The sequence below is a fragment of the Mycobacterium sp. MUNTM1 genome, from assembly GCF_054660795.1.
Window position 1 is genome coordinate 1 of the sequence record NZ_BAAGDE010000036.1, and the last position, 26948, is coordinate 26948.

Consider the following 26948-nt stretch of genomic DNA (forward strand, 5'->3'; position numbering starts at 1 on the left):
GATCTCGGCCACCGTCTCCCGCAGAGTCCCGGGAATGACACCCTGCGCGGTGTGATCCAGACTCCTGGCGGCCACGGCGACGACGGCACCCTCACAGGCGAACCGCTTCGCGATTGCGGCTCCGATGCCCCGGCTGGCTCCGGTCACCAAGGCGACTCGGCCCTCGAGCGGCCGCGGTGCTTCATGTTCGTGTGCAGTCATTGTGTCCCTTTCGACCTCAGATCACCCGGCAATGCCCGCGCTGGTGAAGATGGCAAGTTGTTCGACGAAGTCGGGGTCTAGCCCCGACTCACCTAGTGGTCTGCCGTACACCGGTTGGTCGACTCGACTGAGCACCTCGAGCATGCTGAGCATGCCCAGACCGATGCGCCGTCGTGCGCCGCTGTCGGATGCCTCGCCGAGCGCCCGCTCGGCGATCTCGAAGTACAGGCTTGCAACCGCGGGATCGAAGCCCACCTGTACGACATCGGCTGGCTCTTCGGTGTGACTAAGCGTCGAAAAGACCCGTATCCAACGCACGCCGCCGACGGGTTCACGCTCGAAAAGCTCGACGATGGGCATCAACACCGCCTCGACCGCCTCCCGTATGGCGATGGCGCCGTCGCGGTTTCGTAGTGCGACCAGGTTCTCCATGATGCGCTCGGAGATCACGCCGGAGCGGCGTCGTACCACGGCTTCCAAAAGATCGCGCTTTGACGCGAAATGGTAGGACAGCGCCCGCGGAGCCACGTTCGCCTCGCGGGCGATGGCACGCAGCGACACGGCATCGGGGTTGGTGTGCCCGGCCATCGCCTCGGTGGCGTCGAGGATGACATCGCGCACGTCGACGTCGCTTCGGGGGCCGCGGCGCCGCTGGATTTGCTGCGTCACGAACGCCTCGGCCGCCGCGCGCCCACAGTCACTGACCCAGCGCGTTTTGGGTGACGAACTGCCCCGCCTCGACCGGCGGCGGCCACAACGTCGAAGGCAGGTCTGCGTAACGCACGTGACCGGGCATCTGCATGCTCGGTATCGCAATCCGGTCCAGGAATGCTTGTGGAGCCTTTCCCGATTTCGCGACCTGGACGAAGGTGTGCGCTGTCGATGCGAAGTCGAACCAGTCGCGTTGCCAAGAGAAGCGGATTTCGCCGTCTGTCTGGTCGCGCGCCACTCCAAACCAACTGCCGCCGATGCCACGGATTTCATATTCCTGACCGTCGTCGTCGAGCAGGCCCGACATCTGCTTCCAGAAACCGACGATCATGGCGTTCTTCTCGTCGATGACAGTGGCCATGTAGTCGTAATGCCACCCGTCGAGCCCCTCCATCTCCGTGCCCAGCGCCCATCGGCGGATCTCGTCGCGGCCCATCGCCATGAAGTGCTCGTCCGGGCTGAACATCCAGCCATAGGTGGCGTTCTCGAAATACCAGTCGGCCAGGGGCTCCCAATCGCGCGTTCGCTCGGCCTCGCGGTTCACCTCCAACCAACCTGCCCAGAACGCCTCGATCTCGCCACGAGTGAAGTTGTCGGTCATGATGTTCCTTTCATAAGCACTGACATCAGTACTGCCGGTAACGGCGTTGGACGTGCTCTTGGCGGACGCGTACCTGCTCGCGACGCTGATCGGGCGACACCCGAAGTGTGGAGGGGGGAAGGTGGTCGCGCAGTTCGTCAAAGGCGAGTTTGCGTACGGTCACGGTCGGCAGACGATCGGTGGGCTGAGAGTAGGTCCAGCGCATCGCCATGAAACCCATACGCAGCCCGGTGGTGTCCAACCAGTTCGGGACGCCGGGGTCACTGTGGGCCACAACGTAGCGGTAGTGACCGTCGTCGTCCTGTCGGGTTTGCGTGCCGTTGAGGCTACTCACGTGGTTGGCATAGTCGTGCGACTCGCCCCACATGTTGGATAGGTGAAAGCCCATGTACTCGGGTCGCTTGAACACCTCGGTGTCGATGAGCAGCGCCTCATCGTCGGCCAGTTCGTAGACGCCGCCGGCATAGACGTTTGTGCTCTGCCCGCCGCCGGTCGCGAGTGACGCACCCGCGGGGGCGTTGAAGTCGTTGCGCGGCATGAAGGTAGCTCCGTCACCGTTGCGATCACCGTGGGCCTCCAGCACCACGTCGTAGAACTTGTTCCAGAAGCGGATCTGGTTGTCGACGATCTCTCCGATCCGACGCAGTGCAGCACCCGCGGTGACCGGGTCCAGCGCCGGCGGGTGTTCACCAACCTTGTCCAGTCGGTGAATCAGCAACTCGGGCGATTCTTCCCGCGCCCAGTCATGGAAGAGCACCCGCACCGTCACGTGCTGGGCGTAAAACGTCATGCCGCTACCGCGTGAGATGCGTTGGGTGGCAATGAAGTTGCCGATGTACCCATCCGGACGGGTTGGCGCAAGCAGAATCTCGAAGCGGCCGTCATCTCCGATGAGCAGTTCGGCTGAGTCCAGCTTGCCGGTGTTGCCGCGTGCTCCGGGCTGAAGTTCGCCAAGATCGCCGCTGTCGCCGGCGTAACCGGTGTGAGCCTCGATGATCAGATATTGCGGTGCAATGGGACCCGTTGGCGCAGGCCGTGACCCGTGCCAGTGTCGCCAATCCTGAACACGACCGGAGATCAGGTAGGAGGACCGACCGTCCACCGGCGTTGAGAGGTACATGGCGTCGGAGTTCTCGATGGTGGCCTTATTGAGTACCTGGAGGCTGCGGCGGAAGTAGGGGAAGTCGGGGTTCCCGAAAAAGGCGCGCTCGACGGCGGAGTAGACGAAACCGAGCAGGTACCGGTAACCCTCCGCCAGGTCGCGTGGTCCGGCCTCTGGTGGCGCATGCAACTCGGGTGATTCGAGGGCCTCCCGCGCCCGGCCCAGCTGATCGATCATCTCGTCCCAGGCGGCGCGCAATGCATCCGCATGCTCAGCCGGCATGTTCGGTCTCCCAGTCGAAACGCTCGAACAGCGGCGCCAACCGCGTGCGTATCTCATCCGCTTCCAGGCCGAACTCTTCCAGACTGTAACTGTGTCCAGACCGGTACTCGCGGCCCTTTTCCTCAGCGAGCGCCTTCTCTTGTTCTGCCACCATGTCGATCTCAATCTCGTCGTACACGCGCAGCATCGTGCCGGCCGGATCGGTGACCAGGTCGCGGTAGTCCACGACCACGCTTGGGACCTCGGGATGAGCCTCGAGCACATCGAGCGGGTGCTGGTAATAGTGATACGAGGAATTGACGAACGACCGGAATGAGGTGCGCATGTCGTCCTCGGAGCGCTTGCGCGCCGACCAGGCGAACTGCATCAGCTTGAGGAAGCTCGGAATGGTCTCGTACGGGTTGCGCACGGGGACCACAAAGCGGGCGTCGGGAAAAGTCTGGATGAGGCTTTCCACCCGACCACAGTGAACGGGCGCCTTCGAAAGGTGCATCATTCCAGGGCCGTTGAGCACCAGCTGACGGCGTATGCACTCCCGATAGAATCGCATCACGCGATCGCGCTTGGCGGTCGGCCACCGGTCGTCGACATAGTAGAAGTCCAGCTCCTCGACAAAGGGATATTGCACGACCCAAAAGCCTGATGCGCAGGACAGAGTAAGCAGGAACTCATCCTCCTCGGGCGCGAAAAGCCCCGACTCGTGAACTTTGTTGCTTTTGCCGAAGAGTCGCTGGTCGAGCTTGTCGATCCGGTTGCGCAGCCGACCGCCTAGCCGCTGGTCCCAGCGCAGCACCGCCCGCAGCAGCTTCTTTTCGATCAGTGACGGGAAGAACATCTCCCACAACAACACATAGGAGAAACGCGGATCCTTGGCGAGCATGCGGTGCAGATAAGTCGTACCGCTGCGAGCGTGGCCGACCACGAAGACCGGCTTGCGAATTTCGGTGCGGCGCAGGGCGGGAAAGAAGATCGGGTCGAGCGCGAACGTGACCGCGTGCAGCGCTGCCATGGCTGGGACGACGACGCAAAGTGTCCGATAGTGACGGCGACGCCGGGCAGGGTCCTGCTCGCGGCGAACTAGCCGGATCATTGTCCACCAGGTACGCCAGTCGAAGTAGAAGAGGTTCTTCACAGGATGCCTTAGCGGTTGACTTTGCTGATGACGTCTTCGGCGAATTTCTCCAACTTGGCCAGTTTTGTCTCCAGCCGCTGCGGATCGACGCCGACGATGTAGGGATTTCGGATGCCTATCACCACATCGGTGACACCCATGTCCTCAAGACGCTTGCACCCGTCGACTGTCCGAGCATCTGGGCTTGCAGCGTGAATCTCGAAGGGTTCGTTGGCCTTTGCCGACTCAGCGCGCAGCGCGTGCAATTTCCCGACCATGCTCTCGAGAAGCTCAGGAGGCCCGCCGGCATGCATCCATCCGTCGGACTTGGTGGCGGCGCGGCGCAGAGCTGCCTCTGAGTGTCCGCCGATAAGCAAAGGAATGGGTTGAGTCGGCACTGGGCACACCTTCATCGAGGGGACATCGTAGAAGCGTCCGTGAAACTCGAAGAAGTCGCCGCCCTCTAGTCCCCGGAATACCGTGATCGTCTCGTCCAGGCGAGCACCCTTGTGCGCTGGGTCTACGCCGGCCATCAGGTAGTCGTCAGGGAAGGGGCTACTGCCGATGCCGATACCGAGGCCGAGTCGGTTGCCGGTCAGCTTGGCAACCGAGAAGGCTTGCTTGGCGGCCAATACCGGTGAGCGGACTGGGAACTTGACCACGAAGGTGTTGAAGCGGATACGTTGGGTGATCGCGCCGAGATGGGCGGCCAGGACGAAGGGTTCGATGAACTCCTTGCCCTCAAGGAAGCTGCGATCACCGTCGGCTGTGTAGGGGTACACGGCATCTGAATGCTCGGGATACCCGATGGAATCGGGAATCGTGAACCCGTCATACCCGGCCGCCTCGGCGGCTACCGCAAGGCGAGGCACGTACTCCGAACGCGTCATCGAGTCCGAGAACGTGAAACGCATTTATCACCTCTTCCAGTGTCTGTCCATCACATCGTGACGTACATATGGGCATTTAGTCAAGTGAGGAAATATGGCGACTTGGCGACCTCGCAAGCGACATTGCCTCGACGTTGAATAGCATGCCGCGCCGGTGATTTCGGTGTCATGGCTTTCGTGGAAGGCGATTTCTAGCGGGTGACCTGGGCTCCGTAGGGACGGACGCTTCGTCCGGTGGGCGAGGCCGCCTGATTAGCAAGCGTGGGCGGCGCGATGGCAGAGCCGACGGTGGCGGTTGTCTCACAGGAATGGCGGATGCGTGAACGGTGCGCCATCAAATGGGAGAGTAGTGAGCTGTCCCAGCCGCTTCTGCGGCCTTTTGGACCCATGCTGGTGAGCAGCGCAGCGACGTGTCGGGGGCCGTCGGCGGCGGCGTCAATGCCCACGGCATCCTCTCAACGCCGAGTCCCGCGAGGCGCGGGGGTGGCCTCTGTCGCGTCGGAGAGCCTGGTGGCGTTGTCGTGCAGCATGTCTTATCGCAGGGTGCTCACGAGCTTTGCGAAGGTGTCCCAGGATGTACCGGGTGTCCTGTTGAAGGTGAAGTAGCTGATCCCTAATTCCTCGTGGAGGCGCTGAACCCGTTCGACGGCTGCTTCGACGGGGACATCGATTAGCGTGGTGAGCTTGCGCAGTTCGACCTCGGGGACGCCGGGTGCGACCATGTTGAGAATCGACAGGTCGCTGGGGTCGTCGATGGAGACCTGGAAGAAGCCGAACTGAAGCTCGATGTCGTCGGCGCGCGCTCCGGCGGCGTTTTTGACGAAGGCGACTCGTTCGGCCAGATCAGCTTCGGAGCCCATCGATCCAACCGCGACGACGTCGGCGTGCTGAGCGGCCATGGTGAGCAGCTTGTCGCCGGCTCCGGCGATCATGATCGGCGGAGGGGCCTGGACCGGGGCAGGAATGTGGGCGGGATCCGAGAGCAGCCTGCGGATTTCGGTGACGTGTTCGGTCAGCAGCTTCACCCGGGCACCGGGGCTGGGGAACGGAAGTCCGGCGGCGGCAAATTCCTGCTCGATGTAGCCGGCTCCGAGCCCGATGATCAACCGCCCCCCAGTTGCCGAGTCCACGCTGGCCAGGTCGCGGGCGAGTAGGGGGGGACGGTAGAAGGCAGTGTTGAGCACCATATTGCCCACCTGCAAGCTGGGAGCGGCTGCGCCCAGCATCGGCAACGGCGCCAAGGGTGCGGTCATGCCGAGATGGTCGCCGAGCAGCACTACGTCAAAACCGAGTTCCTCGGCGCGGCGTGCTTCTTCGGCCATTTCGGGCACCGAGTTTAGGCCGATCAACTGCAGACCGAGCTTGAGCGGTCGAGGGGTCATTGGTCGTGTCCTTTCGTGGTTGCGGATCGGTTGAGCGCCAGCCTTTTTGGCTGGCGTGTAGCTATCCGTCTGCCCCGATCACGTTGCTTAGCGCTTTTGGTGAGGCCGGCTCTACCCGGTCGTTGACGGTCGTGGCACGGTGTCAGACGGGATCGGATTGGCGACGATGACTTGCTTTGCCCAACCCGCCGCCCTGCAGGGCCCGGGGGGCCGAGCTGATGTCAGACAGCCTTCGGCGCCCACGTCGACGACCTGGCCGGTGAAGTGAACCCTGGTGCCGCGCGGGAATCGGCGACCTGTCAGCCGGCGCAGCTTGCCTGTGCGGATCGTGATGTCCGCGGCGTTGACGCTGGTGCCAGCGACGCGCCTCAAAACATGTTTGGGCCGCAGCTCGGGGATCGCCACGCTGTGTGTCCGCAGCATTGCCGGCGGGTCATAGCGGTCGTATTGCGCCGCGCGCATCAAGTCCGCATCGGCCGGCGCGGTCATGACGCCTGATCCCCACGAATAGCGACCGGTGTGGGCCCTGCGAGAGCGGTGGCTTTAGCCAACATCCGCCCGAACAGCGCGGTCATCCACGAGCTCGGGATCACGAACTTGCCCAGCCGGTCGGCGAAGCGATTCATCACGCCGGGAATGACTAGTGCTCGTCGCCCAAGCTTCTTCAGCGCGAAGCGCACCACCGACTCGGTTGGCATCACAGGCATTGGCAGCGCAGTGAAATCGATGCCCTCGGCGTCGTGGAAGCCCTCGGTGTCGGTCGGCCCCGGCGCCAGAGTCAAGACGTCCACTCCGGCCGGTTTCAGTTCGTAATGCAACGCCCGCCCCAGCGACGAGACATAGGCCTTGCTCGCCGCGTAATTCGCGGTATAGGGCACGGCCGCATGGCCGACGGTGGAGGCTACCAAGATCAATGCGCCCCGGCCTCGGCGCGCCATCGCCGCGCCAAATCGCTGCGTGAGCTGCATCAGCGCAAGAACGTTGACCTGCACGGTGGCTGTCTCGGCGAAATAATCGTTGTCGACGAACTTGCCTGCCACCATCACCCCGGCGGCCGCCACCACCAGCCCGATGTCTAGATCGCTAGTTTGCCTCATCAGATCATCGACCGCCCCAGGGGCGGCGAGGTCCGCAGGCGCTACGAACACGTGCCGCCCGGTCCGGCTCTGAAGCTTGTCGGCCAATGCCTCTAGGCGGTCACGGCGCCGCGCCACCACGACGAGGTCGAAACCGGTGTCGGCGAGCTGGGCGGCAAATTCGGCGCCGATGCCCGACGACGCGCCGGTGACGAGGGCGTATCTGCCGTACTTAGCGCGGAGGTCGATCATCAGAGAATCCTTCCTGCGGGGCCCTGGGCTCCCCACATATTAATCATACTCACAGTACGTCTAACATTCTGATGGTCCAACTAATTTCCCGATGGGCCGAGCGGAGCGCGATCGAACCTGGCCTGACAGCGCGTGTGGGGACCACATTTGTTGTGTGGACACTTCCGCCCCCGGAATATCGCCGCTTAAAATTACACATACTGCTCGTATGCTCAATAGACTGACAGTCGGGGATGTGCTGTCTTGTGGGTTGACGAAGTCTGGCCCGGAACGGCGCGGCATCTGCACCGATGCCGAGTGCGCCGGTGGACGAGCCGGCTGCGGAAATCGTTACGCCGGGTCTCGAAAGGTCGGGGATGAAGGGAATCTCGTTTGACAAACAGGCGACACGTCGACGGATGCCGATCCTCGCCGTCGTGGCGGTCGCCGGGTTCTGCATCATTCGGCTACGGGGAATCTTCGGCACCGACCCCGAAAGGTCAATGGCCAACGCGACGTACAGCGACATCACGGAGTTCAACCCCAAACGCCTGCGCCCCTGGCGCACCCCTATCGAACTCTGAAGGTATTGTCAATAAATTATGAGTCCGGCGAAAAATGGGCCCGCCACACGGAGGCCCTACCACTCACGGCTACGGGCGGTGCAAGCGGCAGCGACTTGCCAGCTCGTGCTCGACGCCGCAACGCAGTTGTTCGTCGAATATGGGTACGCAGGCACCTCGATTGACGCCATCGCCGATACTGCCGGGGTGGGACGCTCCACAGTGTTTGCCGCGGCCGGCGGGAAATCCTGGCTACTCAAAACTGCCTATGACCGTGCGGTCGTCGGCGATGATGAACCCGTCCCGCTGCTCGACCGACCGCAGGCTCGACGGCTGTTCGAGCTGACCGATCCTGTCCAAATCGTGTCCGCCTACACTCGGATTGTCGCGGATGCCGCCGAGCGTGTGTCACCGATCTATCAGGTTATCGTCTCGGCCACCGGCTGCGACCCCGAGGTTCACCAACTGTGGGTCACCACCGGAGAGGAACGCTTCACCGGCGCGGGCCAGATCGTCGATCTGCTCGCCGACCGCGGCGGACTGCGCAAGGGACTAACGCGCGCGACGGCCCGTGACATCATTTGGGTCTACAACGATCCCGGGCTGCACCATACCCTGGTCGCCACTCGTGGCTGGTCCCAAAAGCGCTACCGCGATTGGATTGCCGACACTCTGCGCCATCACCTGCTGGGCTAATTGAGCTCCATTCGTGATGGCTCGAAGCTGCCACCAGCCGTAGGGAAGCCCGAGGCGGCCTCCTGCGACGGGCCACCGGGCGCGCCTTGACCGCCATCACCGTCCCTGCACGCAACGACGAGTTATTGTCCGGCACAAGCACTTAACTGATCCACTCATAGGTTTCCAGCGTCAGCGATGCAGACCTAACTACTTGGGCGCCGACGGCAAGAGTTCGCCAACGTCCTCGGCGCACCAGTTGATGCCATGTTGGCCGGCGTTGAGATGCGTCGCCTCGGCGCGACCCGCCGAGGTCGTTGCGCTGCTCGTCTCCGACCGTGGCCGACGGATCACCAGCGCCAGTTACATGGTCGAAAGAGCCTTCAGCAGCCTTGAATACCGACCGCCATCTACCCGACGGCCGTCGGTCAGCCTGCGGTCTAACATCGCGTATGGCGTTGTCGTGCAGGCCGGCCGGTCGCCGCCGTGACAGCCATCGTGATCTTCCAACCGATGTGAGAATCCTTGCTGACAGCGTTTTGCGACCACGCGATGCGGTGGTCCTTCAGCCGCAGGGCACGCCGCCCACGATGGGGCGTTGCGCAAGGCGCTTCAGGCAGCGTCGGCTGGTGGCCATTGCGGATCCCTAACCGCCACCTTGTGAACGCTGCCGGGCCATCTTGATGGTCTACGCGGCTACCGGTGGCCCGTTAGTCGAACACCGCGTACCTCCGGATTTCATTGGATCGTTTCGAAACTGCCGGCGAAGGCGCGCAATGGGAGATCAGCGCTGGTAATGCATCCGGGGCGGGCTTCGACCACGGCACGAAGGGAGTTCAACGCCGGCATGCCGGTGACGGTCATACCGACCGACGCGAGCGCCTCGGGAGTCGAGAAGTCGGTGCCGGGTCGAGGAAGGATCAGGTGCCTGCTGTAGATCACCGGATCTGCATCGATCTTGGTGATGTAGCAGCCTCGGATCTTCACTTCCGGACTGGTTTTCGGGCTCATAGCCAATTCGATCACCGATTCGATGCGCGCTATCCCGTCGACCTTGCCGATGTAGCGCAGGCGGCACGCACCCAGTGAGCCCTTGGGTAGGAAGTACCACTGCAAGTCGATGTCTTCGGTGCATGCCCCGAGTTCGTATTCGAACTCGGGCGGTCCATCTAGTTCCACACCGAAGCAATCTGCGAGCAGGTAGACGCCGTCGGCGTATACGCGCGTGCCTACTTCCAGCTTCTGTGGCACCGCCGGATCGTCTACGGGACGGGCGAATCCACAATTATACCATGTCTTTGCGGAGTGATGGCACGATGCGTCAGTCGACTCGGTGACGTTGACGAATTTGATTTGCGCGACATCGCAGCTGTGGATCACGCCGAGTATGTGGCACAGACCGGGGTTCATACCGGTGCCGTAAAACGTTGCCCCGCCGCGGCGGCAGGCTTCTTCGATCACGAGCCGCGGCGATTTTCCCGAGGGGTGCGGGTGGTTCTGCTCGCGATGGTGACCGGTAATCCAGTCTGCGGTGGTCACAATGTTGATGCCCGATTCCAGGACGCGTTCGTATAAGTCGAAGTCTGGAAAGATGCCATGGAAGGTGACCACATCGGGTGTGGCCGCAATGAGTTGGCGATCGTGCCCGTCGCCGGGATTCCGATCGCGGGTAGCCCAACGATCTCGCCGGCATCGCGCCCGACCTTTTCTGGTGTGTAGCAGTGTAATCCGACGAGTTCGAGGTCGGAGTGGCCCAGGATGCGGCCGATCATCTCTGTTCCGACGTTGCCGGTGGCAACTTGAAAGACGCGTATCGGTCGTTTCATCGACTTTCCTCTGGTTTCCGGTCCCGGGTTACCGGGCTAATTGTTCTGTTCCCCAATGGTGAAACAAGCGTGCACTGGTTGCCTTCGCGGCCGCGGCGACGACCGGGCCCAGAGTCTCGATCCACGTGGACTGGTATGCGGCCAGCGAGATGGCGGCAACCGCGCCATCGGGTCCTAGCACGGGTGCGGCGATCGAACTGATTCCCATGCCGCAACGGCTCGCGTCCGAAAAGGCTATCCCTCGTCGTCTTCGCACGCGTTCGAGTCGCATGTGGAGGTGTTCGATGCACATTCCATCGCGGGTGGTTTTGCGGCGGTCATCGGCGTAGCGCTGGTCGACGTCCTCGGGTGTTAGTTGGGCGAGGATGGCTAGGCCGGACACGGTCTCGTCGGCGCCCAGCCGCGCGCCGACGCGGGACGGTACGCTGTGTGCTGCTGCGCCTCCGACCTTGTCGAGGTAGTGCACGAAGCTACCGTCTGGCACTGCGAGATGGCACACCGCCGCGGTCTTGAGATTCAGCTCCGTCAGCACGGGCGATGCCGCTGCTCGAATGTCGGTGTAGTCCAATGTGCACCCGTGCATCTTTCGCAGCCTCTTTCCTAGCCGGAAGCCGTCGGCGCCGTGCTCGAGCCAGCCAAGATTGACGAGTTGACGCAGAATGCGGAATGCGGTCGACCGGGGGAGTCCGCTGCGTTCGGCGATCTCCTCAAGGCGCGCGGACTGTCGGTGCGGGCCAAATACCTCCATCACCAACGTGACTCGCTCGATAACCCCCGATCTGCGCGACTCTCCATGGTCCGCGTCGTGCAGGTCCAGTCTAGAAAGCACAGTGACGGGGTGAGCGCCCTGAGCGCGAACTACGCTGTCCGACCGCGGGTTACAGTCCGCGTCGGCGGACTGTGAATCGTTAGCCACCTAAGAGCTCCTTGACTACATCATTGACGTCGGGCACCGCGGACCCCATCGTCAGCGCACCCGCATCGATGATGTGAGTTTGACCGGTGATGAATCGCGATTCGTCGCTGGCAAGGAAGACTGCGAGGTGTGCGACGTCGTCAGGCCGGATGAAGCCTTGCAGGGTCTGGTGGCGGGCGATTGCATCCAACAGGCCTTGGCTGGGAAATACGCTCTCGGCGCCGGGGGTGAGTACCAGTCCCGGTGCGATGGCATTGCAGCGGATCCCTTGGCGGCCATGGCTTGTTGCGATGTACTTGGTCACCGCGAGTGCTGCGCCTTTCGCGGCGGCATAAGCGATGAGGGTGTTGCTGCCAAAGAGCGGTCCGGCTGAGGCGGTCACGATGACGGAGCCGCCTCCTGTCTTCACCATCTCCGGGATGGCATGTTTGCAACCCAATACCACGCCCATGAGATCGACGTCATAAGCGTGCCGCCACGCCGATTCTGGGGTGTCGACGACGTCAGTGTCGATTGCCTCCTGAGCCGCGCCCGCGTTGTTATGGATGATGTCGAGCCGACCGAACTCGTCGATTGCGATTTTGACCATCGCCGCGACTTCGGCGTCTTGAGTTACATCAGTGCGTGAGGCTACAGCGGACCCTCCCGTTGATCGGATTTCGTCAACGACGGCAATTGCGTTGTCGGCGTTGATTTCCGCGGCGACGACGGAGGCGCCCTCACGGGCCATCGCGCAGGCCGTGGCTGCGCCGATGCCGCTGCCCGCGCCCGTGACGATCGCTACCTTGTTCCTCAAACGGTCGGCCACCGTTGCGGTCCTTTCGTTGAATGAATGGCTGGTGCCACCGGTTTCATGTCAGCCAGGCCTCACAGCACTGTCAGGGGTAGTGATCGTCGTTGTTCGAATTTCCAGCCCGGGGCACTCCCAATTTTTCCCATCCTGACTTCGGGCGATTCAGGTACTGGGGCATGGCCGTCGGTCACTCGTGCAGTCCAGCATTCGCCATCACCGGAAATCTCGACGTCCAGAGTGGGACTCACAGCGCGCACGATTGCCTGCAAAGGGCGAATTTCGTTGGGGCCTACCAGCGAGATCCAGGCAGCGTCGTCGTGGGCTGGCGAGCGTGTCACTGTCAGCGCATCGTTGGTGATTGTGGCTGTCACGTAAGCTGCCGGGTTGATCAGCGGGTGCGACTCGAGAACTTTCATGGCGCCGTCAATGTCAGCCGTTACGCCGAGCGCATCGCGCAGCCGCTCGGCCGCAAAGGCACTGAAGCCGATCAGTTGGGCGGTGTAGATGGAGCGTGCGTTCTCGGGGTCGCAGCGCTGTTGCAAGGCCCGGTGAAAACCCAAAGCCAAGAGATGCATTTCGACGAATACCTCGTCGGCAAGGCGTACCAGCGCCGAATGGGAGAATTCGCGGAAGTCGACGTCGCTGACGAGATCGCCGGCGTAGTCGGACTTGCCGGGCTCGGTGCGGTCGATCGGGTCCAGTTCCAGCGTGGCGATACGTGTTTGTCGCATTGCCGCTAGGCCTGGCGGATCGGTGGCCTCTGGGTAGTGGTCTTCAATCGTGACCGTCCATGCACAGTGGGGATGGCGGTCGCTGGGGACACGCGGGGGTCGATGGATCGGCCGCATCTGGGCACGTCGGTTCGTGGCGATCGCGGTCGCGTCGAAGGTCGGGTCTTCGATGGTGTGGCACATCCCGTGCACGTAATCGTTCCCCAACGGCTCGAGATCGACTAGGGCGCCGCAATGATCGAGCCAGAACTCACCGTGATTGCTGTCGTGCAGAGCATAGCGGAAGTCCATGAGCTGCGGCGGCGCGCCGATGTCGAATTGCATAGCTTTGAAGATCGTCGGTACGTCGTCGCCCTCGAAGTCCAGCGCCTTCTGAATTCGCTTGGCGTAGATAGGACTTGCGACCACCCACTCGTCTATTGCGATCTGCTCCATGATCTCTCGGCCGAATTCGAAGGTGCACCAGGGCATGCCGGCACGATCAATCCAGAATCCGATGAGCAGAAGCTCGGGGAGCAGCGCAGCCAGCTCGACTTGATTCAGTTGTGCGTAGCGAGACGTCATGGGCGGGCTGTCTTTCGATAGGTGGCGACGGTGGGCGGGATTGCGTTTAGCGTGCGGCGGCGACGCCGATCGAGCCGAAGGAGTCGAGTCTGTCGCTCAATTTGGTGAGATGTGCCTCGACCTCGTCTGTCGACTTGTCAGGCAACCCGTAGGCCACTTCGCAGACACCGAGGTCCGCCCATCGTGACAGTCGCGGTCGGTCGGGCTTGTGCATGTCGAGTACCACGATCCGCGGCCGTCCGGTACGGCTAGCCAAATCCCACTCGGCCTGCAAGGATTTGACTGATTCGTCGATGTCAGCATCAGCGGGGGTCGACATCCAACCGTCGGCATGCTTCGCGATCCACCTGAATTCTTGCTGGTGCCGGCGGCGCCGATGAGCACCGGGACATGTTTTTGGACGGTCTTCGGCCATGCCCAGCTAGGTCCGTAGTCGACGAATTCACCCTTGTAGGACGCTTCCTCCGTTGTCCACAGCGCCCGCATTGCTTCGAGGTACTCACGAAGCATGGTCCGTCGCCGGTCAGCCGGAACCCTGTGGTCGGCCAATTCGTCGAGGTTCCAGCCGAACCCCGCGCAGACCTCCACCCGGCCGCCCGAAAGGTGATCTAAGGTCGCGATCGACTTCGCCAGCGTGATGCAATCACGTTGAACGGGTAGACGCCGCTGCAGCGGTTCGAGCCGACGTCGCTTCATACGACACCCTCCGCCAGATGAAATCGCAGACGGACCACTAGGCACTGCGCTTGCGGTAGCGGGCCTTGGCGGCCCGGGCCAGCTGCACGACCATCTTGGAGTGGTCGTTGTGATAGCTGTCGGCCGGCTGTGCCATCTCGAACTCGTACTCGCGCAACAGGACCGAGAAGATCGTCTTGATCTGCATCTGCGCGAACGCCGCACCCACGCAGCGGTGCCGGCCCGCGCCGAACGGAATCCACGTCCACCGATTGACGATGTCGGCCTGCTCGGGCTTGTTGTAGCGGTCCGGCTTGAACGCGTTCGGATCGGGGAAGTCCTCCGGAATCCGGTTGCTGATCGCAGGCGACGCGGCGACGAAATCGCCCTTATGGATCGGGAAGCCCTGCACCTCGAACTCGCCCTGGGCCACTCGCATCAAGATGATCAGCGGCGGGTGCAGCCGCAGGGTCTCCTTGACTACATTGTCCAGCTTCGGAATCGACCGCAGCGCATGGAAACTCACTTCCTGGCCGTCGGCGTAGAGTTCGTCCAGTTCCTTACGGACGTCGGCGTACGCCTCGGGGTGTCGGATCAGCTCGATCAGGGTCCACGCCGACGTCCCCGAGCTGGTGTGGTGCCCGGCGAACATCAGCGAGATGAACATGCCAGTGACCTCGTCGGCGGAGAAGCGAAGATTGCCCTCTTCGTCGCGGATCGACACCAGCACGTCGAGCATGTCGCGATCGCTTTTGTTCTTGGGCGGATTGGCGATTCGCTGATCCATGATCTCCTGCACCAGCGCAACGAGTTTCACGCGCGACTCGTCACGCAACCGGAAGCTCTCGATGTCCAGGTAGGGATCGACGTAGCACAGTGTGTCGGTGCCCCGTTCCAGGTCGTGGTAGTACTCGGAGAACCGCGAGTCGAGTTGCTCGCGGAATTTCAGCCCGATCAGGCAGGCGGTCGAGGTGTAGATGGTCAGCTCGGCGAAGAAGTCGAGCAGCTCGATCTCACCCTCGTCGCCCCAGTTGGCGATCATGTTCTTGACTTCGCCCTCGATGGTGGCGGCGTGGCCCTTCATGTGCTCGCCGCGCAGCGCGGAGTTGTGCAGCATCTCCTTGCGCCGCTCCGGGCTGGCGTCGAACACCACGCCCTTGCCGAAGATCGGTGCCATGAACGGGTACGCCTCGGCCTGGTCGAGCTCCTCGTCGGCCGAGCGGAAGAACTCGTTGGCGCTCGCGCCGGACAGCAGGATGACGTGCTTGTCGACCAGCTGGAACCAGCCGACGTCACCGCACTCCTCGCGGATGCGCTTCATCAAACCGATGGGGTCGGTGCGGAATTCCTCAAGATGGCCGTGCTCTTCTTCGCCGCCAGAAACCCGGGGCACCATAGCGGTAGTCATCGCGTGAGCCCCTTGGGTTGCGCGGAGTGCAGGACGAGCTCGACCGCCAGGTCCACTTGGTCAGCCACTTTTCGGTAGCCGCCGGGGGTGGACCGCGCGTGCATCATGGCTCCGGAAAAGATCATGTGCAGGGTCTCTGCGATCTCCGGGGAGTATCCGGGACCGAGCGAGGACGTGATGCGGCGACCGATTTCTCCGGCGATCTGGCTGCGAACATCGTCCACTGCGATGTCGTCGGCCATGATGGCCATGGTGCAGGCGTCGGCGAGCAGCGGCATGTCGGCGACGAGCAGTACGAACTCTCTGAGTTGCGCCTTTACGCGCACTTCGGCGGTTTCGTTGACGTCCACATGAGCGGGTGCATCCCGCAGGAGGCGTAGGTAGGTCTCGGCGATCAGCTTGTCCTTGGACGGAAAATACGTGTAGGCCGTCGTGGTCGACACCGCTGCCCGCGCCGCGACCGAGCGCACGGTGAGAGCCGCGTAACTGCACTGTGAGAGTTCTTCAACGGCGGCGTCGAGCAGCTTGCGCACGCTTTGCTCAGCGCGGGTGTTCTTCCGCCGAAGCACGGGCTTTTGTACAGCCGCTTCCACGCTTATTCCAGACACCTGTTCAAGTTAGCGTGAATCTGCCCGGAATGGCAATAGCTCACGAAATGTGTTGCCAAATACGGGTGAACGCGCGTAGCCACCGCCCAGTTCAACGACGATGTTCTATAGTGGTTGTCTTCTGAGCTGTTCAAATAGGACAGGTGTTCAGATTATGAAAGTCGTTTGACATGCTCGCGATGGCGCTCTTCGGCGCGCTGATAGTCGAATGTACGAGGAGCCCGCGTCCAGAGCTGCTCAGCCTCTCGGGTTACGCCCTGCTGGCTCAGCTCGCGCTTGAGCACCTTGTGCGTCTCGGTCCTCGGTAGGTCCGAGTTGATTCTGACGTATCGCGGCCACGTTTTTGGCAGAGAGGTTTTGGCAGAGAGGTCGCGTGCGGACAGCATGCATAGACCCAAAAGTGCCGTTACTAGAATAAGCCGAGTAGCACTTAGCCCCTCAGAGGTGCCCGGTCATGAAGTCGGCCGAATACTCTGGCCTCCTTAATTCGGTCGAAGCGGTAATCGATAGCGTCGAGGAGGTAGTTTTGCCGCACATCCCACGGCCGCTTGGTGCCGGACTTCGGCAGCACATTCAACGACCTCAGCACGTAGCCTGCGTTGATGTCCCACGACGGCTTCTCGGCCATTGGCTCGTCGCCGCGGTGGGGGTAAACGTGGGTGTACCCGCGAGAGGTCATGTATCGCAATAGTTTAGCCGTTGCTTTGGCGGTGATATCTGCCCGCAGCGTCCACGATGCTGCGGTATAGCCGACGCACCAGAACAGGTTGGGCACGTCTTCGAGCATGTGCGCCTTATAGACGAAGCGGTCAGCGGGATTAATCTCAACGCCATCAAGGCTGATCGCGACCCCACCCAACGCCTGGAGCTGCAGACCGGTGGCGGTGACGATGATGTCGGCGTCGAGATGGCCGCCGGAACGCAGCGCGATGCCGTTGGTTTGGAAACTGTCGATTTGGTCGGTGACCACTTCGGCTCGACCGCCTTTGATGGCCTTATAGAGGTCCCCATCGGGGATCAGGCACATCCGTTGATCCCACGGCTTATACCGCGGCTTGAAGTGCTTATCGACGTCGTAGCCGGTGGGCAGACTGCTGATCGCCTCGCGTCGGAGCATCCACTTCACAACGGTCGGCGCCTTGCGGCATATCAGGTAAAACAACGCCTCAATCAGCACAGCTTGCGTCCGGATTGCCATATGAGAAGCCCTGCGGGGCAGCAGTCTACGGGCGATAGCGGCGAACTTGCCGTATTTCGACGCCGACGCCACATAGCTCGGGGAGCGTTGCAGCATGGTCACTTTCGCGGCCTTGTCCGATAGCGACGGCAGCAAGGTGACGGCGGTGGCGCCGCTGCCGATGACGACGACGTCCTTGCCGGCGTAGTCGAGGTCCTCGGGCCAGTACTGGGGGTGGATGACGGTGCCGGAGAAGTTTTCGACGCCGGGGAAGTCAGGGGTGTAGCCCTGGTCGTAGTTGTAGTAACCGCTGCCGAAGAATAGGAAGCGGGAGCGGATCTTCTGGCGCGCCCCGTCGCGGTCGAAAATGACCGTCCACGTGTCGGTGGCCGAATCCCAGTTCGCCGAAGGGACATGGCTGTTGAATTCGATGTGGCGGTCGATGCCGTACTTGCGGGCGGTGGCGGCGAGGTATTCGCGGATGTGTTCGCCGTCGGCCACGCCCTCCTCCCGGGTCCAGGGTTCGAACGGGAACGAAAACGAGAAAATGCTGCTGTCCGAGCGCACGCCGGGATAGCGGAACAGGTCCCAGGTGCCGCCGATGCGAGCCCGGCGCTCCAGGATCACGTAGCTCGCCCCAGGATTCCGTCCGGTAATCCGGTAGGCGGCGTCGATTCCCGAGATGCCCGCACCAATGACAAGCACGTGGAGGTAGCGATCGTCGGCCGGTATGCGGTCGGCGATTTCCCAGGGAGCGACAGCCATGCGAACCTCTCAGCGCCTAATCAGAACGGTCGACGAATGATCACGGGAGTGGTCGACGGGTGATCCTCGAGCGGGTCGTGGTCAGCGTCGTTCCGCACGTGCCCACAAACCTCTTTCAACAGCGGCCGGCCCGGCTTGCGCGCAACCGCGCTGTCGATTCAGTCACGAGTACCGCTCGCATTCCGTATCGATCTCCCAGATCGAGCATGGGCTGCCAAAGCGATAGGAGAACACATCCCCGTCACATCAGGCTCTAGTGCCCACGATGGCATCGACCTGGCCGCAAAATCCGGTTTGCTCACCGTCCCGCGGGTTCAGGTTGCCCATATAGATCGGCAGCAATGAGCCCTCCGGATACGCGTCGAGCGGAGTGTGGACATCACTGACTAGTGGCCCGATACGTTGAGCCACCGGATTCAGCAGGTCGAGGTCGAAACCGTATAGCGCTGCTGCGTTTTCAGATAGAAGACGCCGACATAGTTCCGGGGAACTCTCGGCAAGCGATGCCCGCAGAGCAACGGTGGTGAACGGCGTCGTTCCTTCAGGGTGCGGATAGTCAGAGCCCCACATCACCTGTTCGTGATTAAGGACCTCTAGCGCCCCGACCTCCGCCGGAGGGAGCGCTGTTGCCCCGATCCAACAGTTGGAGTGGAAATATTCGCTCGGTGACTTCGACAGCTCACTCAGCGCTGCGTAGCAGAACTTCGCTTGGTCGACTTCGGGATTTTCAAGTACATTCCGATAGTAATGATCGAGTTTTTCCAGCTCTTCCACCGTCCAGGCGAGGCCTTCCTCAGTCATTACGAGCTTCAACGCCGGAAATCGTTCGAATACACCTGCAAAGGCCATGTGGTAAAAGCTACGTCGCGCATAGAAATAGACCTCATACATGAGGGCGGCACCTTCAGCGGGATCGAATCCCATATCGGGCGTGCCCGCTCCGACGTGCTGGACAACGGGCGTGTCGAGCTGCTCGCAGAGATTCCAAATCGGGTCATAGCGCCGAGACCAAAGCCCCTCAAGTGGATGCTTCGCCGCAATCGCAGGCATCAAGACGCCGGCTAAACCGTTGTCGAGCCCCCATTTAATGTCCGCCAATGCGTCATCAATGTGGAAGAGGAAAATCTGCACGGGCGCTTTGCGCCGGCCAGGTACCACATTGCAGAAGTCCACTGCCCAACGATTATGGGCCCGTATACCGGCCACTCGCCGCTCGTACTCCGCGTGATCCCGGGGTTGATTTGCAAAGACCGCCGACGAGGGGAAAAACGGCGGCAAAGTGTTCGGGAAAAATACTTCCGCCACGATGCCATCTGCTTCGAGGACGTTTAAGCGCAGATCACTTTCCCACCGACACCGGTTCGTTTCATCCTGCTCTTCGATTGCGTCCCAACGGCCAACCGGCGCTGGCGTGGGTATCGGGCGCGCCATTGCGATCGCGCTGGCTGAAGCCGGCGCCAACGTGGTCGTGGCAGCCCGATCGGAAGCGGATCTTGACGAAACCGTCCGCCAGATTGAGGCCACCGGGCAGCGTGGACTGGCGGTCATCGCCGACGTGATGGTTGAAGACGACCTCGCCAACTTGGTGCGCGAGACGCTGGCCCACTTCGGCAAGCTCGACATCCTGGTCAACAATGCCGGCGGCACACAACCCCGGCCCGCGATGGTGACGTCGACGCAATACCCCGGGACCGCACTGCACTTCAACGCCGTGGCACCCTTTGTGCTGAGCAAGCTAGCCGCGCAAGCCATGGTCGACACCGACGGCGCCGGGTCGATCGTGAATATTTCCTCACGCTCGGGTGACATGGCCCCGCACCCTGCGAGGCTGGGTAGACGACTGCCTGAGCACCGTCATCAACCCACCGTGGCGCGGCGAATCGGACACCGACGGCGGGTAGGGATGGACTACCTATGCGGATAAAGCCGGGCCCGAGCCGCCACCACGTTGTCCACTGGCCTTCGACCAACCCACGCACCCTGATCTGGGCCGGCCCACAGCGGAGCGCGGCGCGCACGAATTCACGGGTGCCACCTACTCGAAGGGCCCGCCCGGCAGGTGATGTGGCTCGGGAGCCACCACAACGAGAGGACCACGACTGATGACATCTCGCTACGCCCAACTAAGCCACGCTGAACTCACAGCGCTCCTACCAGAGCTGCTCTTGAGCGGATTCATAATCGATCAGCCCGGAATGCCCTGGTGCACAAGAGCATTGAGCCGCGAAGGCATAGAGCAGATCGCGATCGAAGAGTGGATACTCGCAGCCCGATTTATGCCAAGCGGATCCAACAGGCGCTCGACTTTGAGGGCGATGACGTCATCACCATACGGCGAATTCGTTGTGAATTACTGTGGGTCCCCACTCAATCGCCCGAGGAGCATTGCGGGCACTCGAATTGCATCCGTTGTTTGACCCGGGGTGCCTACGTCTCGGCGAGTCGACAAGGCGACCGATGGCTGCTGAACGCTTCTCTGGCACATCAGGATCGCGCGTGGGTGGATCTGATCGGCCCCCGCGAAGTGCGGCCGTGACAAGCGATCGTTCGCGCGATCGACCTGACGGCGATGTCGAAGTTAGTGGGAGTCAACAGGGTTGGGTACTGAATGGTATCAGCGGGCACCGACCCACACGCGAACCACGCGAAGTTACCATGGCCAAAATCGGTGATGGGCTGTCCTGGCGTTTCGAAGGACGGTCATCGCTTCCCGTTCACCATTATCTAATGCTCGCTAACGGTGAGTTATCGCAACGCCGAGATGGAGAAGACTCAAGTTGCGCTGGCTGAATCAGATGCCCGCGATCGGTTTGAGGCCAAGGTGATTGCGGCGAAATCGTTGTCGAGCACTGGCCTGCGCGGCGGTGGATGGTGCGGCACAGCCAGTGACGGTGTGTTTCAGCCAGTGAGACTTCATCGGGCCGATTTGATGCACCCACGGCTACCGTGTGGATTGCGTTATAGATACTGCAAATTCGTCAGGGGTCTCACATTCGTCTCATAGTTTGGTCGCTCAACCAGGCCGCGACCTGCGTCCACCCCCAAAATCTTGCCCGCGATCGGGCAGGTGAAAGCAACCATGGCGGCTCAACTACGTATCTGTGTGCGGTCCTGTCCGCGCCCACAACCACTGGGGTTCCTAACATTTGGTGGGCGCAAGCATCGTGATCACCCCGGAGTGGCCGCGGGCCTACCAAATACATACCATCGCCACATGTGCTCACGATGTGGTCGTCGGCATCGGGGGGTGGCTGTTCGATCACGCGAGGCAAGGATGGAAGATCTCGGTGATGCTTAGCGAACCCGCCCAGTCCTCTGCGCTGAATATCCTCGGAATCAGTGCCCGCGAGATCGATTATGCATCGTGGCCTTCGGCGGAAAACGTCAATCTGGTCGTCGCTTCGACTGAGCTGTACGAGCGTGACCAAGCACTTCGCCGACATATTGTAAAGGCGAGCCGGGATCGTCATACCAACGTCTGGCTGTGGGATCCCAACGGCCGACGCGTCGCTCCGCACGAGTCAAAAGCGTTGCGCTACACGCTTGGCAACGCCGCGCGCGTGTTCAAAACTCAAGCGATGGTCTCGGCTGAGCTTGCGACGGAGCGGGTGGCCACACACGAGACGCTCTATTCGCTGAAATCCAACCGCGGCATTCTTGGAGCACCGACACGGAGCGCCGGGCTTTGAAGCCATCGGGAGCCCGTCATCCAGCGTTGCCGACCAGACAGCGATTCCGGGCGTCCTCAGCACTGCTCTGCCCGCTGCATGCTCGCTCCGAACGCACCGTTCAGTCGCTCACCCAAACCGACCGAAACTGAATACTCGGCGCGACTCCTGCTTGCAGCCCGATCGAGTCCATGGTTGTTACCCCCACAGCACTCCTTTGACAGGTCACCCGTCTGATGGCGGCGCCTTTTACGTTCGCGCGCACGATTTTTTGCCGCGTCCTGTCTCCTCGCTTGCCCACTTCGTCTCCCATCTCCTGTGCGAAGACGGACGATAGCCCCCAGAACCGACACAGGCGTGAAAAGGCCCGGTGGTGTCTGAGAGGTGTCGACGACGCGGTTCTCGGTGGACCCCTCAGGTCATCCAAAGGGCGGCGCGGGTGACGTCTACCCGCGGTCGGCTTGGAGTCGCGTACCCATACCGGCCCAACAGCCCGCTGCTACGCCCTCCCGCCGCCTCACCGCTACGCAGCGGACGCACCGACGCGCCCACATGCGGGGGCTTACCCGACGCCGGCGCCGCTTCGGTGAACCGATGCTCAGCGTGCACCAACGCCCCTTCGCACCGTATGACCGCACCCAACCCGGGCACTGGGAAGGTGACGTCATCGTCGGCCCTCAGCACCGCTCAGCGATCGGCACGCTCGTCGAGCGACACACCCGCTTCGTCAAACTCATCTACCTCCAGCGCCCCGACTCCTTTGATCTGCATGACGGACTGCTACGAGCGGTCGACGGCTTACCCACCCACCTGCTGCAATCGACCACCTGGGACCAAGGCAGCGAGATGGCCCGCCACCTGCAGATCACCGCGGCCACCGCCGCCAAGGTCTACTTTTGCGATTCGGGCAGCCCCTGGCAACGGGACCAACGAAAACACCAACGGGCTTCTGTGCCAATACTTTCCCAACGGAACCGACCTGTCCCGTCACGGCCTCAACGAGCTGGCCCACGTTGCCAACGAACTCAACAACCGGCCCCGACGCGTCCTCAATGACCGAACGCCAGCCGAGATCTTCACCGAGTTGCTAACCTCCTAAACGGTCCCCTGTTGCAATGACCGCTGGAAACCACCCCGGAATCACCTGCTCACTTTTCGACCGGAACCGACATTTGGGAACGAATTTGGGAACAAAATAAGGTGAAACCGCCAGGAATCGCCGCGGTGCGGCGCACCGCGGACCAGACACGTGAAGGTCGTTGACCTGCGCTTTTGAGACTACGTGGAGACGGCAAAACCCTTGGTGCGTAGCTCATAACCTAGCGATCGCGTTGGTCTTCGTCCGATATGAGCGCGTAAAGAGGATTCTGCGCTGCGGCACTTCGTGCTTCGGTCCCGGCAGCGGTCACGTAGCGCTGCGAAGTCGTCATGGATTCATGCCCGAGCAGCTTCATGAGTGTGTAGACGCTCACGTCGGAGCTGGCAAGCTCCGTGGCGTAGGTGTGGCGCAGTCCGTGCACAAGCGCACCGGGTACTGGCTGCGCGTCGGGTCCGGCGCGTTTGAACGCCCGCTTAATCCGCGACTGCAGTGTGCCCTGGGTGATGCGCTCACCATCGCGCCCGACGAAAAGCGGTGAGCGTGCCGGCCAGCGCGATAGCTCTGATCTCGCCGTGGCTGAGCGCTTTTCGGTAGCAGAGTAGCGAACGGCGCGGCTGTGCAGGTAAGTCTGGATGACCGATAGGAGCTCGGCCTCAATCGGCACGCTACGTTCTTTTCCGCCTTTGCCCTTGACGTGGATGACGGCAGCGCCCTCATCGGTGGTACGTATGTCACCAACATTGGCTCCGCGAAGTTCCTCTGCGCGTAGTCCGCCTAATAGTGCCGTCAGGATGATCGCGAGATCACGCTCAGCCCAGTCGGATTCGCGTTGCAAATTGCGGTCTCGCGCGACAGTGGCTAGCAGTGCTTCGACGGCAGTGCGGGGGAGGGCTTTCGGCAAGCTTTTGGCGGGCTTAGGCCGACCGACTAGCTGCATTGGATTAGCGGCAAGCTGTTCGCCGGTATAGAGAAAGGTGCACAACACATTCGCCCAGTTTGCGGCCCCCGGCGTCAACCCCGACCAGTGTGTGAGTGGCCTTATGTACATCGACACCGACGACAACCATGGCGGCCGGCTCCTCTTTCATCTGCCCCACGAGCAATAATCGAGGTGAGGTTGTGAGCGGTGTCAGCACCGCACCTTGACCAACACCATCAGCCGTGCCTCACCTGGATCGGCGTCCTTGAGAAAGCCAGCCGAGGCGGCAAGACAACGATCAGCCAGACCCCGGTGAAAGGCACAGCGACCGGCGCGGCTCAAGGGTCGTCGCCCGTCGACCCCGGTTTGCCGTCACGCCAGCCACCCCGCGCACCGTGTCGGCAAGCAATCTCGTCTGGTAGCGCAGCCGAAAGCGGCATCACGTCTTCGAGCCCCGGACACGGTGTTTGGGACGGCTTTAGCGTAACGCCCTCATTGTCGCGCGGGAAGCCTCAGCGCACACCAGCCACGACAATGCCGGGAGCGGGGGTCTGCCGAGCGGCCAACTTGTCCCGCGGTCAGGACCCGTGCCGATCGTGTAGCAAAATGATACGCTTGTATCAGGTTGCTACAGAACGGAAAAGTGATGGCTGACACCGCCGATCGGGTCACACGGTTCGCTGCGGACCTACTGGACAGCGCAGCGGTTGAAGGCGCGCGCCAAAGCCGCTCAGCCAAGCAACAGCTCGACCACTGGGCGCGAGTGGGCCGGGCAGTGTCGAGTCAGCAGACCGCAGCTCGTCAACGCGTCGAAGCCGCGCTCGCCGGCGAGATCGAATTGCGCGACCTCAGTGTCGAAGAAGGCGTCGTCTTCAACGCCGAGATCGCCGCGTCGATCCAAGAAAATCTGGCCAACGCTCACTACGGCGACCTGTTGGCCAACCGGGGGATCACCACCGTTGCCCTCGACGAGGCCGGTGACATCATCGAATACCGACCTGACGGCAGCACGAAGGCGCTTCCCGCCAAACGCCGGCGCGTACGCCGCCCGACCTGACCACCAGCCTCTAGATGAACCGGCTCGACCTCGTCGTCGGACCCAACGGAGCCGGCAAATCGACCTTCGTCGAACTCACCCTCGCGCCATTGCTACCCAAAAGCGTCTTCGTCAACGCCGACGAGATCGCCAAGCACCGCTGGCCCACCGACCCGACCACACACGCCTACCAGGCGGCACGAGTCGCCGCCGACACGCGGATGAGACTGATCGAAACGGGACGATCCTTCATCGCCGAAACCGTGTTTTCCCACCCCTCCAAGCTCGAGCTGATCGACGCCGCACACCACGCGGGATATACCGTCGCCCTGCACGTGCTGCTCATTCCCGAAGAGCTCGCCGTGCAACGGGTCAGACACCGGGTCCAAGCCGGCGGACACGACGTGCCCGAAGACAAAATTCGGCAACGCTACCAACGCCTCTGGGCGCTAGTAGCGACTGCGATCACCCGGTGCGACTCGGCCACGGTCTATGACAACAGCGCACGCAAAGGCCCCCTCATCGTCGCCCAGATGAGCCTTGGCCACCCGCTCGGCGCACCGCGCTGGCCGACTTGGTCCCCGCAGGGTCTGGCGTCGCGGTGGACGCTATAACACCAGCCACCGCACCTCGCCGCGCACAACGAAGTTGTGGTGAGGGGCATCGCGGATCTGGTGACCGCACGGCGAAAATTGCTCGGTGCGAAGCTGATCGGTTACCTCAGCCGAGTGAACGAGACCAGGGCCGTTCGACAGTGGGCGCAAGGCACCCGAAAGATTGCAAGACTGATCACCGCGGCTCCTCGGTAAATGACCCGTGGCCGCTGAAGATCGCTTGCCCTTTCCGCGCTCCCCGCGGTGATCACCACATGCTCGAGATCAGCGCGCACGTCTACGCGACGACCGATGACGTTCGGGTGCACGGAGTAGTCGTTGGCGTCCAGACGCACGTAATGGTCACGCGGTAGCCGAGTCGATGACGCCATCCGATCACCGGGTCCACGGGGGGCAGCTCCAGCATCGCCGCGCGGTCGGCGTCCGACCGATCGACCGGGCGGCACTGCAACCGGCGGTGCTTGCGCTGGTTCGCCCTGATCAGCCACTGGTCGAGCTGAGTGTTGAAATCGGCAGGGCCGGTGAAGATTCGACCGGGAAGAAACGAGGTCTCCAGATAGCCGTTGGCCCGCTCCACCAGACCCTTGGCCTCCGGATCAGCGGGCCGGCACAGCACCACCTTGAGGCCCAGAACGCCACGAAATGCGTTCATCGCATCCGTCAACTGCGGCGCACCACCACGCCACTTACCGACAGCGGACTCGTTGTCCCACACCAAGGCTCGCGGAACTCGTCCCCAGCGCGAGATCAGTGCCCAGTGCCCGGCCAACAGATCAGGACTCTGCCGAGTTGAGATCATCGTCGCAGTGATCATCCGCGAATAGCCCGACACCATCACCATCACCAGCACCGGCGGCCGCCCCACATGGCCGAACCCCAATGGCACATCCACCGGCGGAAACCACAGATCGCACTGCGCCAGCTCGCCGGCCTGATACTCCGTGCGCGAGGCCGGGTCCACCGGCCCAAACAACGGCCGCAGCGCCGCGACCCGCTCATAGAACACCGACCGGCCCCGCGACCAGCCGACCCGCTCCATCAGCACCGATGTCGGCATCTCCGGGAACTCCGCCAACAACGCCCGGATCGCCGGCTCAAACCCATCCACCGCCGACCCGCGCGGCGCCCGCTCATAACGCGGCGGCGCATGACACGCCACCGCTTTCTTCACCGTGTACTTCGAAACACCCAGCCTTCGCGCGATAGCACGAATCGCCAAACCCTCGGCCCGATGCAGCCGCCGAATCCGCCCAGTCCTCCACCTTCAACACCTCATGATCGTTCACAGGGTGGGTCAGGATTCCCTCGGAATCACCGGGTCAGT

At 62.3% G+C, this 26948-nt stretch carries 24 protein-coding genes and 4 pseudogenes; 8 read left to right on the plus strand and 20 right to left on the minus strand.

Annotated elements, in window-relative coordinates; all coding sequences use genetic code 11:
• The 9 genes from ACYQ8K_RS19425 to ACYQ8K_RS19465 all read right to left on the minus strand — a co-directional run.
• Nucleotides 1–201 (minus strand): SDR family NAD(P)-dependent oxidoreductase (locus ACYQ8K_RS19425; protein ID WP_459971500.1); only part of this gene is annotated, 201 nt, incomplete at its 3' end.
• A 21-nt stretch (nt 202–222) separates the two neighbouring features.
• The gene (locus ACYQ8K_RS19430) at nt 223–870 is read right to left on the minus strand and encodes a TetR/AcrR family transcriptional regulator (RefSeq protein WP_459971502.1); all 648 of its coding nucleotides are present in this window, start codon (nt 868–870) and stop codon (nt 223–225) included.
• 28 nt (nt 871–898) lie between these two features.
• Nucleotides 899–1513 (minus strand): nuclear transport factor 2 family protein, encoded by a 615-nt coding sequence (locus ACYQ8K_RS19435; protein WP_459971503.1) that lies wholly within the window; start codon nt 1511–1513, stop codon nt 899–901.
• Between the two features lie 25 nt (nt 1514–1538).
• Nucleotides 1539–2897, minus strand: a complete 1359-nt coding sequence (locus ACYQ8K_RS19440) for a hypothetical protein (RefSeq protein ID WP_459971505.1) — start codon at nt 2895–2897, stop codon at nt 1539–1541.
• Nucleotides 2887–4029: a sulfotransferase family protein gene (locus ACYQ8K_RS19445; protein WP_459971507.1), complete on the minus strand. Its 1143-nt coding sequence runs from the start codon at nt 4027–4029 to the stop codon at nt 2887–2889. The genes ACYQ8K_RS19440 and ACYQ8K_RS19445 overlap by 11 nt, the downstream gene beginning before the upstream one ends.
• Before the next feature lie 8 nt (nt 4030–4037).
• Complete coding sequence (locus tag ACYQ8K_RS19450) at nt 4038–4922, minus strand: TIGR03619 family F420-dependent LLM class oxidoreductase (RefSeq protein WP_459971509.1); 885 nt, start codon at nt 4920–4922, stop codon at nt 4038–4040.
• A 509-nt stretch (nt 4923–5431) separates the two neighbouring features.
• Nucleotides 5432–6280 (minus strand): TIGR03621 family F420-dependent LLM class oxidoreductase, encoded by an 849-nt coding sequence (locus ACYQ8K_RS19455; protein WP_459971511.1) that lies wholly within the window; start codon nt 6278–6280, stop codon nt 5432–5434.
• Between the two features lie 111 nt (nt 6281–6391).
• Nucleotides 6392–6769 carry a hypothetical protein gene (locus ACYQ8K_RS19460; RefSeq protein WP_459971512.1) on the minus strand — a complete coding sequence of 126 codons (378 nt, stop codon included), beginning with the start codon at nt 6767–6769 and terminating at the stop codon, nt 6392–6394.
• Nucleotides 6766–7608, minus strand: coding sequence for an SDR family NAD(P)-dependent oxidoreductase (locus ACYQ8K_RS19465; RefSeq protein WP_459971514.1), 843 nt, complete (start codon nt 7606–7608; stop codon nt 6766–6768). Before ACYQ8K_RS19465 ends, ACYQ8K_RS19460 begins: the two co-directional genes overlap by 4 nt.
• 398 nt (nt 7609–8006) lie before the next feature.
• Between ACYQ8K_RS19465 and ACYQ8K_RS19470 the strand changes: the two genes are divergently transcribed.
• Both ACYQ8K_RS19470 and ACYQ8K_RS19475 read left to right on the plus strand, forming a co-directional pair.
• On the plus strand, nt 8007–8171 hold the full coding sequence (locus tag ACYQ8K_RS19470; RefSeq protein WP_459971516.1) for an MmpS family transport accessory protein: 165 nt from the start codon (nt 8007–8009) through the stop codon (nt 8169–8171).
• A gap of 105 nt (nt 8172–8276) precedes the next feature.
• A complete protein-coding gene (locus tag ACYQ8K_RS19475) occupies nt 8277–8846 on the plus strand; it encodes a TetR/AcrR family transcriptional regulator (protein ID WP_459971518.1) in 570 nt (189 codons plus the stop codon).
• Between the two features lie 717 nt (nt 8847–9563).
• Here the strand turns inward: ACYQ8K_RS19475 and ACYQ8K_RS19480 are convergent.
• The 9 genes and pseudogenes from ACYQ8K_RS19480 to ACYQ8K_RS19520 form a co-directional block, all read right to left on the minus strand.
• Nucleotides 9564–10651 (minus strand): annotated as a pseudogene (locus ACYQ8K_RS19480) (NAD(P)H-dependent amine dehydrogenase family protein).
• Nucleotides 10652–10679: 28 nt separating this feature from the next.
• A complete protein-coding gene (locus ACYQ8K_RS19485; RefSeq protein ID WP_459971520.1) occupies nt 10680–11567 on the minus strand; it encodes an IclR family transcriptional regulator in 888 nt (295 codons plus the stop codon).
• A complete protein-coding gene (locus ACYQ8K_RS19490; protein WP_459971521.1) occupies nt 11560–12375 on the minus strand; it encodes an SDR family NAD(P)-dependent oxidoreductase in 816 nt (271 codons plus the stop codon). Before ACYQ8K_RS19490 ends, ACYQ8K_RS19485 begins: the two co-directional genes overlap by 8 nt.
• A gap of 59 nt (nt 12376–12434) precedes the next feature.
• The gene (locus tag ACYQ8K_RS19495) at nt 12435–13655 is read right to left on the minus strand and encodes a hypothetical protein (RefSeq protein WP_459971523.1); all 1221 of its coding nucleotides are present in this window, start codon (nt 13653–13655) and stop codon (nt 12435–12437) included.
• Nucleotides 13656–13701: 46 nt separating this feature from the next.
• Nucleotides 13702–14375, minus strand: a pseudogene (locus tag ACYQ8K_RS19500) (LLM class flavin-dependent oxidoreductase); the annotation flags it as partial.
• A gap of 13 nt (nt 14376–14388) precedes the next feature.
• The gene (locus ACYQ8K_RS19505) at nt 14389–15738 is read right to left on the minus strand and encodes a cytochrome P450 (RefSeq protein ID WP_459971525.1); all 1350 of its coding nucleotides are present in this window, start codon (nt 15736–15738) and stop codon (nt 14389–14391) included.
• Nucleotides 15735–16271: a TetR/AcrR family transcriptional regulator gene (locus ACYQ8K_RS19510; RefSeq protein WP_459971527.1), complete on the minus strand. Its 537-nt coding sequence runs from the start codon at nt 16269–16271 to the stop codon at nt 15735–15737. The genes ACYQ8K_RS19505 and ACYQ8K_RS19510 overlap by 4 nt, the downstream gene beginning before the upstream one ends.
• Before the next feature lie 505 nt (nt 16272–16776).
• Nucleotides 16777–18288: a flavin-containing monooxygenase gene (locus tag ACYQ8K_RS19515; protein ID WP_459971528.1), complete on the minus strand. Its 1512-nt coding sequence runs from the start codon at nt 18286–18288 to the stop codon at nt 16777–16779.
• 246 nt (nt 18289–18534) lie between these two features.
• Nucleotides 18535–19593, minus strand: a complete 1059-nt coding sequence (locus ACYQ8K_RS19520; protein WP_459971529.1) for an amidohydrolase family protein — start codon at nt 19591–19593, stop codon at nt 18535–18537.
• Between the two features lie 106 nt (nt 19594–19699).
• Here ACYQ8K_RS19520 and ACYQ8K_RS19525 point away from each other — a divergent pair, with 106 nt between their 5' ends.
• From ACYQ8K_RS19525 to ACYQ8K_RS19540, 4 genes and pseudogenes are all read left to right on the plus strand, one after another.
• Entirely contained in the window at nt 19700–20212 is a 513-nt protein-coding gene (locus ACYQ8K_RS19525; RefSeq protein ID WP_459971531.1) for an SDR family NAD(P)-dependent oxidoreductase, read from the plus strand.
• Between the two features lie 178 nt (nt 20213–20390).
• Nucleotides 20391–20620 (plus strand): annotated as a pseudogene (locus ACYQ8K_RS19530) (hypothetical protein); the annotation flags it as partial.
• 817 nt (nt 20621–21437) lie between these two features.
• On the plus strand, nt 21438–21977 hold the full coding sequence (locus ACYQ8K_RS19535; RefSeq protein WP_459971533.1) for a hypothetical protein: 540 nt from the start codon (nt 21438–21440) through the stop codon (nt 21975–21977).
• Between the two features lie 531 nt (nt 21978–22508).
• Nucleotides 22509–23012, plus strand: a complete 504-nt coding sequence (locus ACYQ8K_RS19540) for an IS30 family transposase (protein ID WP_459971535.1) — start codon at nt 22509–22511, stop codon at nt 23010–23012.
• A gap of 263 nt (nt 23013–23275) precedes the next feature.
• Here the strand turns inward: ACYQ8K_RS19540 and ACYQ8K_RS19545 are convergent, their stop codons facing one another.
• Complete coding sequence (locus ACYQ8K_RS19545) at nt 23276–24040, minus strand: tyrosine-type recombinase/integrase (protein WP_459971537.1); 765 nt, start codon at nt 24038–24040, stop codon at nt 23276–23278.
• Nucleotides 24041–24620: 580 nt separating this feature from the next.
• Here ACYQ8K_RS19545 and ACYQ8K_RS19550 point away from each other — a divergent pair.
• Entirely contained in the window at nt 24621–25031 is a 411-nt protein-coding gene (locus ACYQ8K_RS19550; protein WP_459971539.1) for a TA system antitoxin ParD family protein, read from the plus strand.
• A gap of 14 nt (nt 25032–25045) precedes the next feature.
• Nucleotides 25046–25624 (plus strand): zeta toxin family protein, encoded by a 579-nt coding sequence (locus ACYQ8K_RS19555; RefSeq protein ID WP_459971541.1) that lies wholly within the window; start codon nt 25046–25048, stop codon nt 25622–25624.
• Nucleotides 25625–25725: 101 nt separating this feature from the next.
• Here ACYQ8K_RS19555 and istA read toward each other — a convergent pair.
• Nucleotides 25726–26895: pseudogene (gene istA / locus ACYQ8K_RS19560) on the minus strand (IS21 family transposase).
• Nucleotides 26896–26948: the final 53 nt, after the last annotated feature.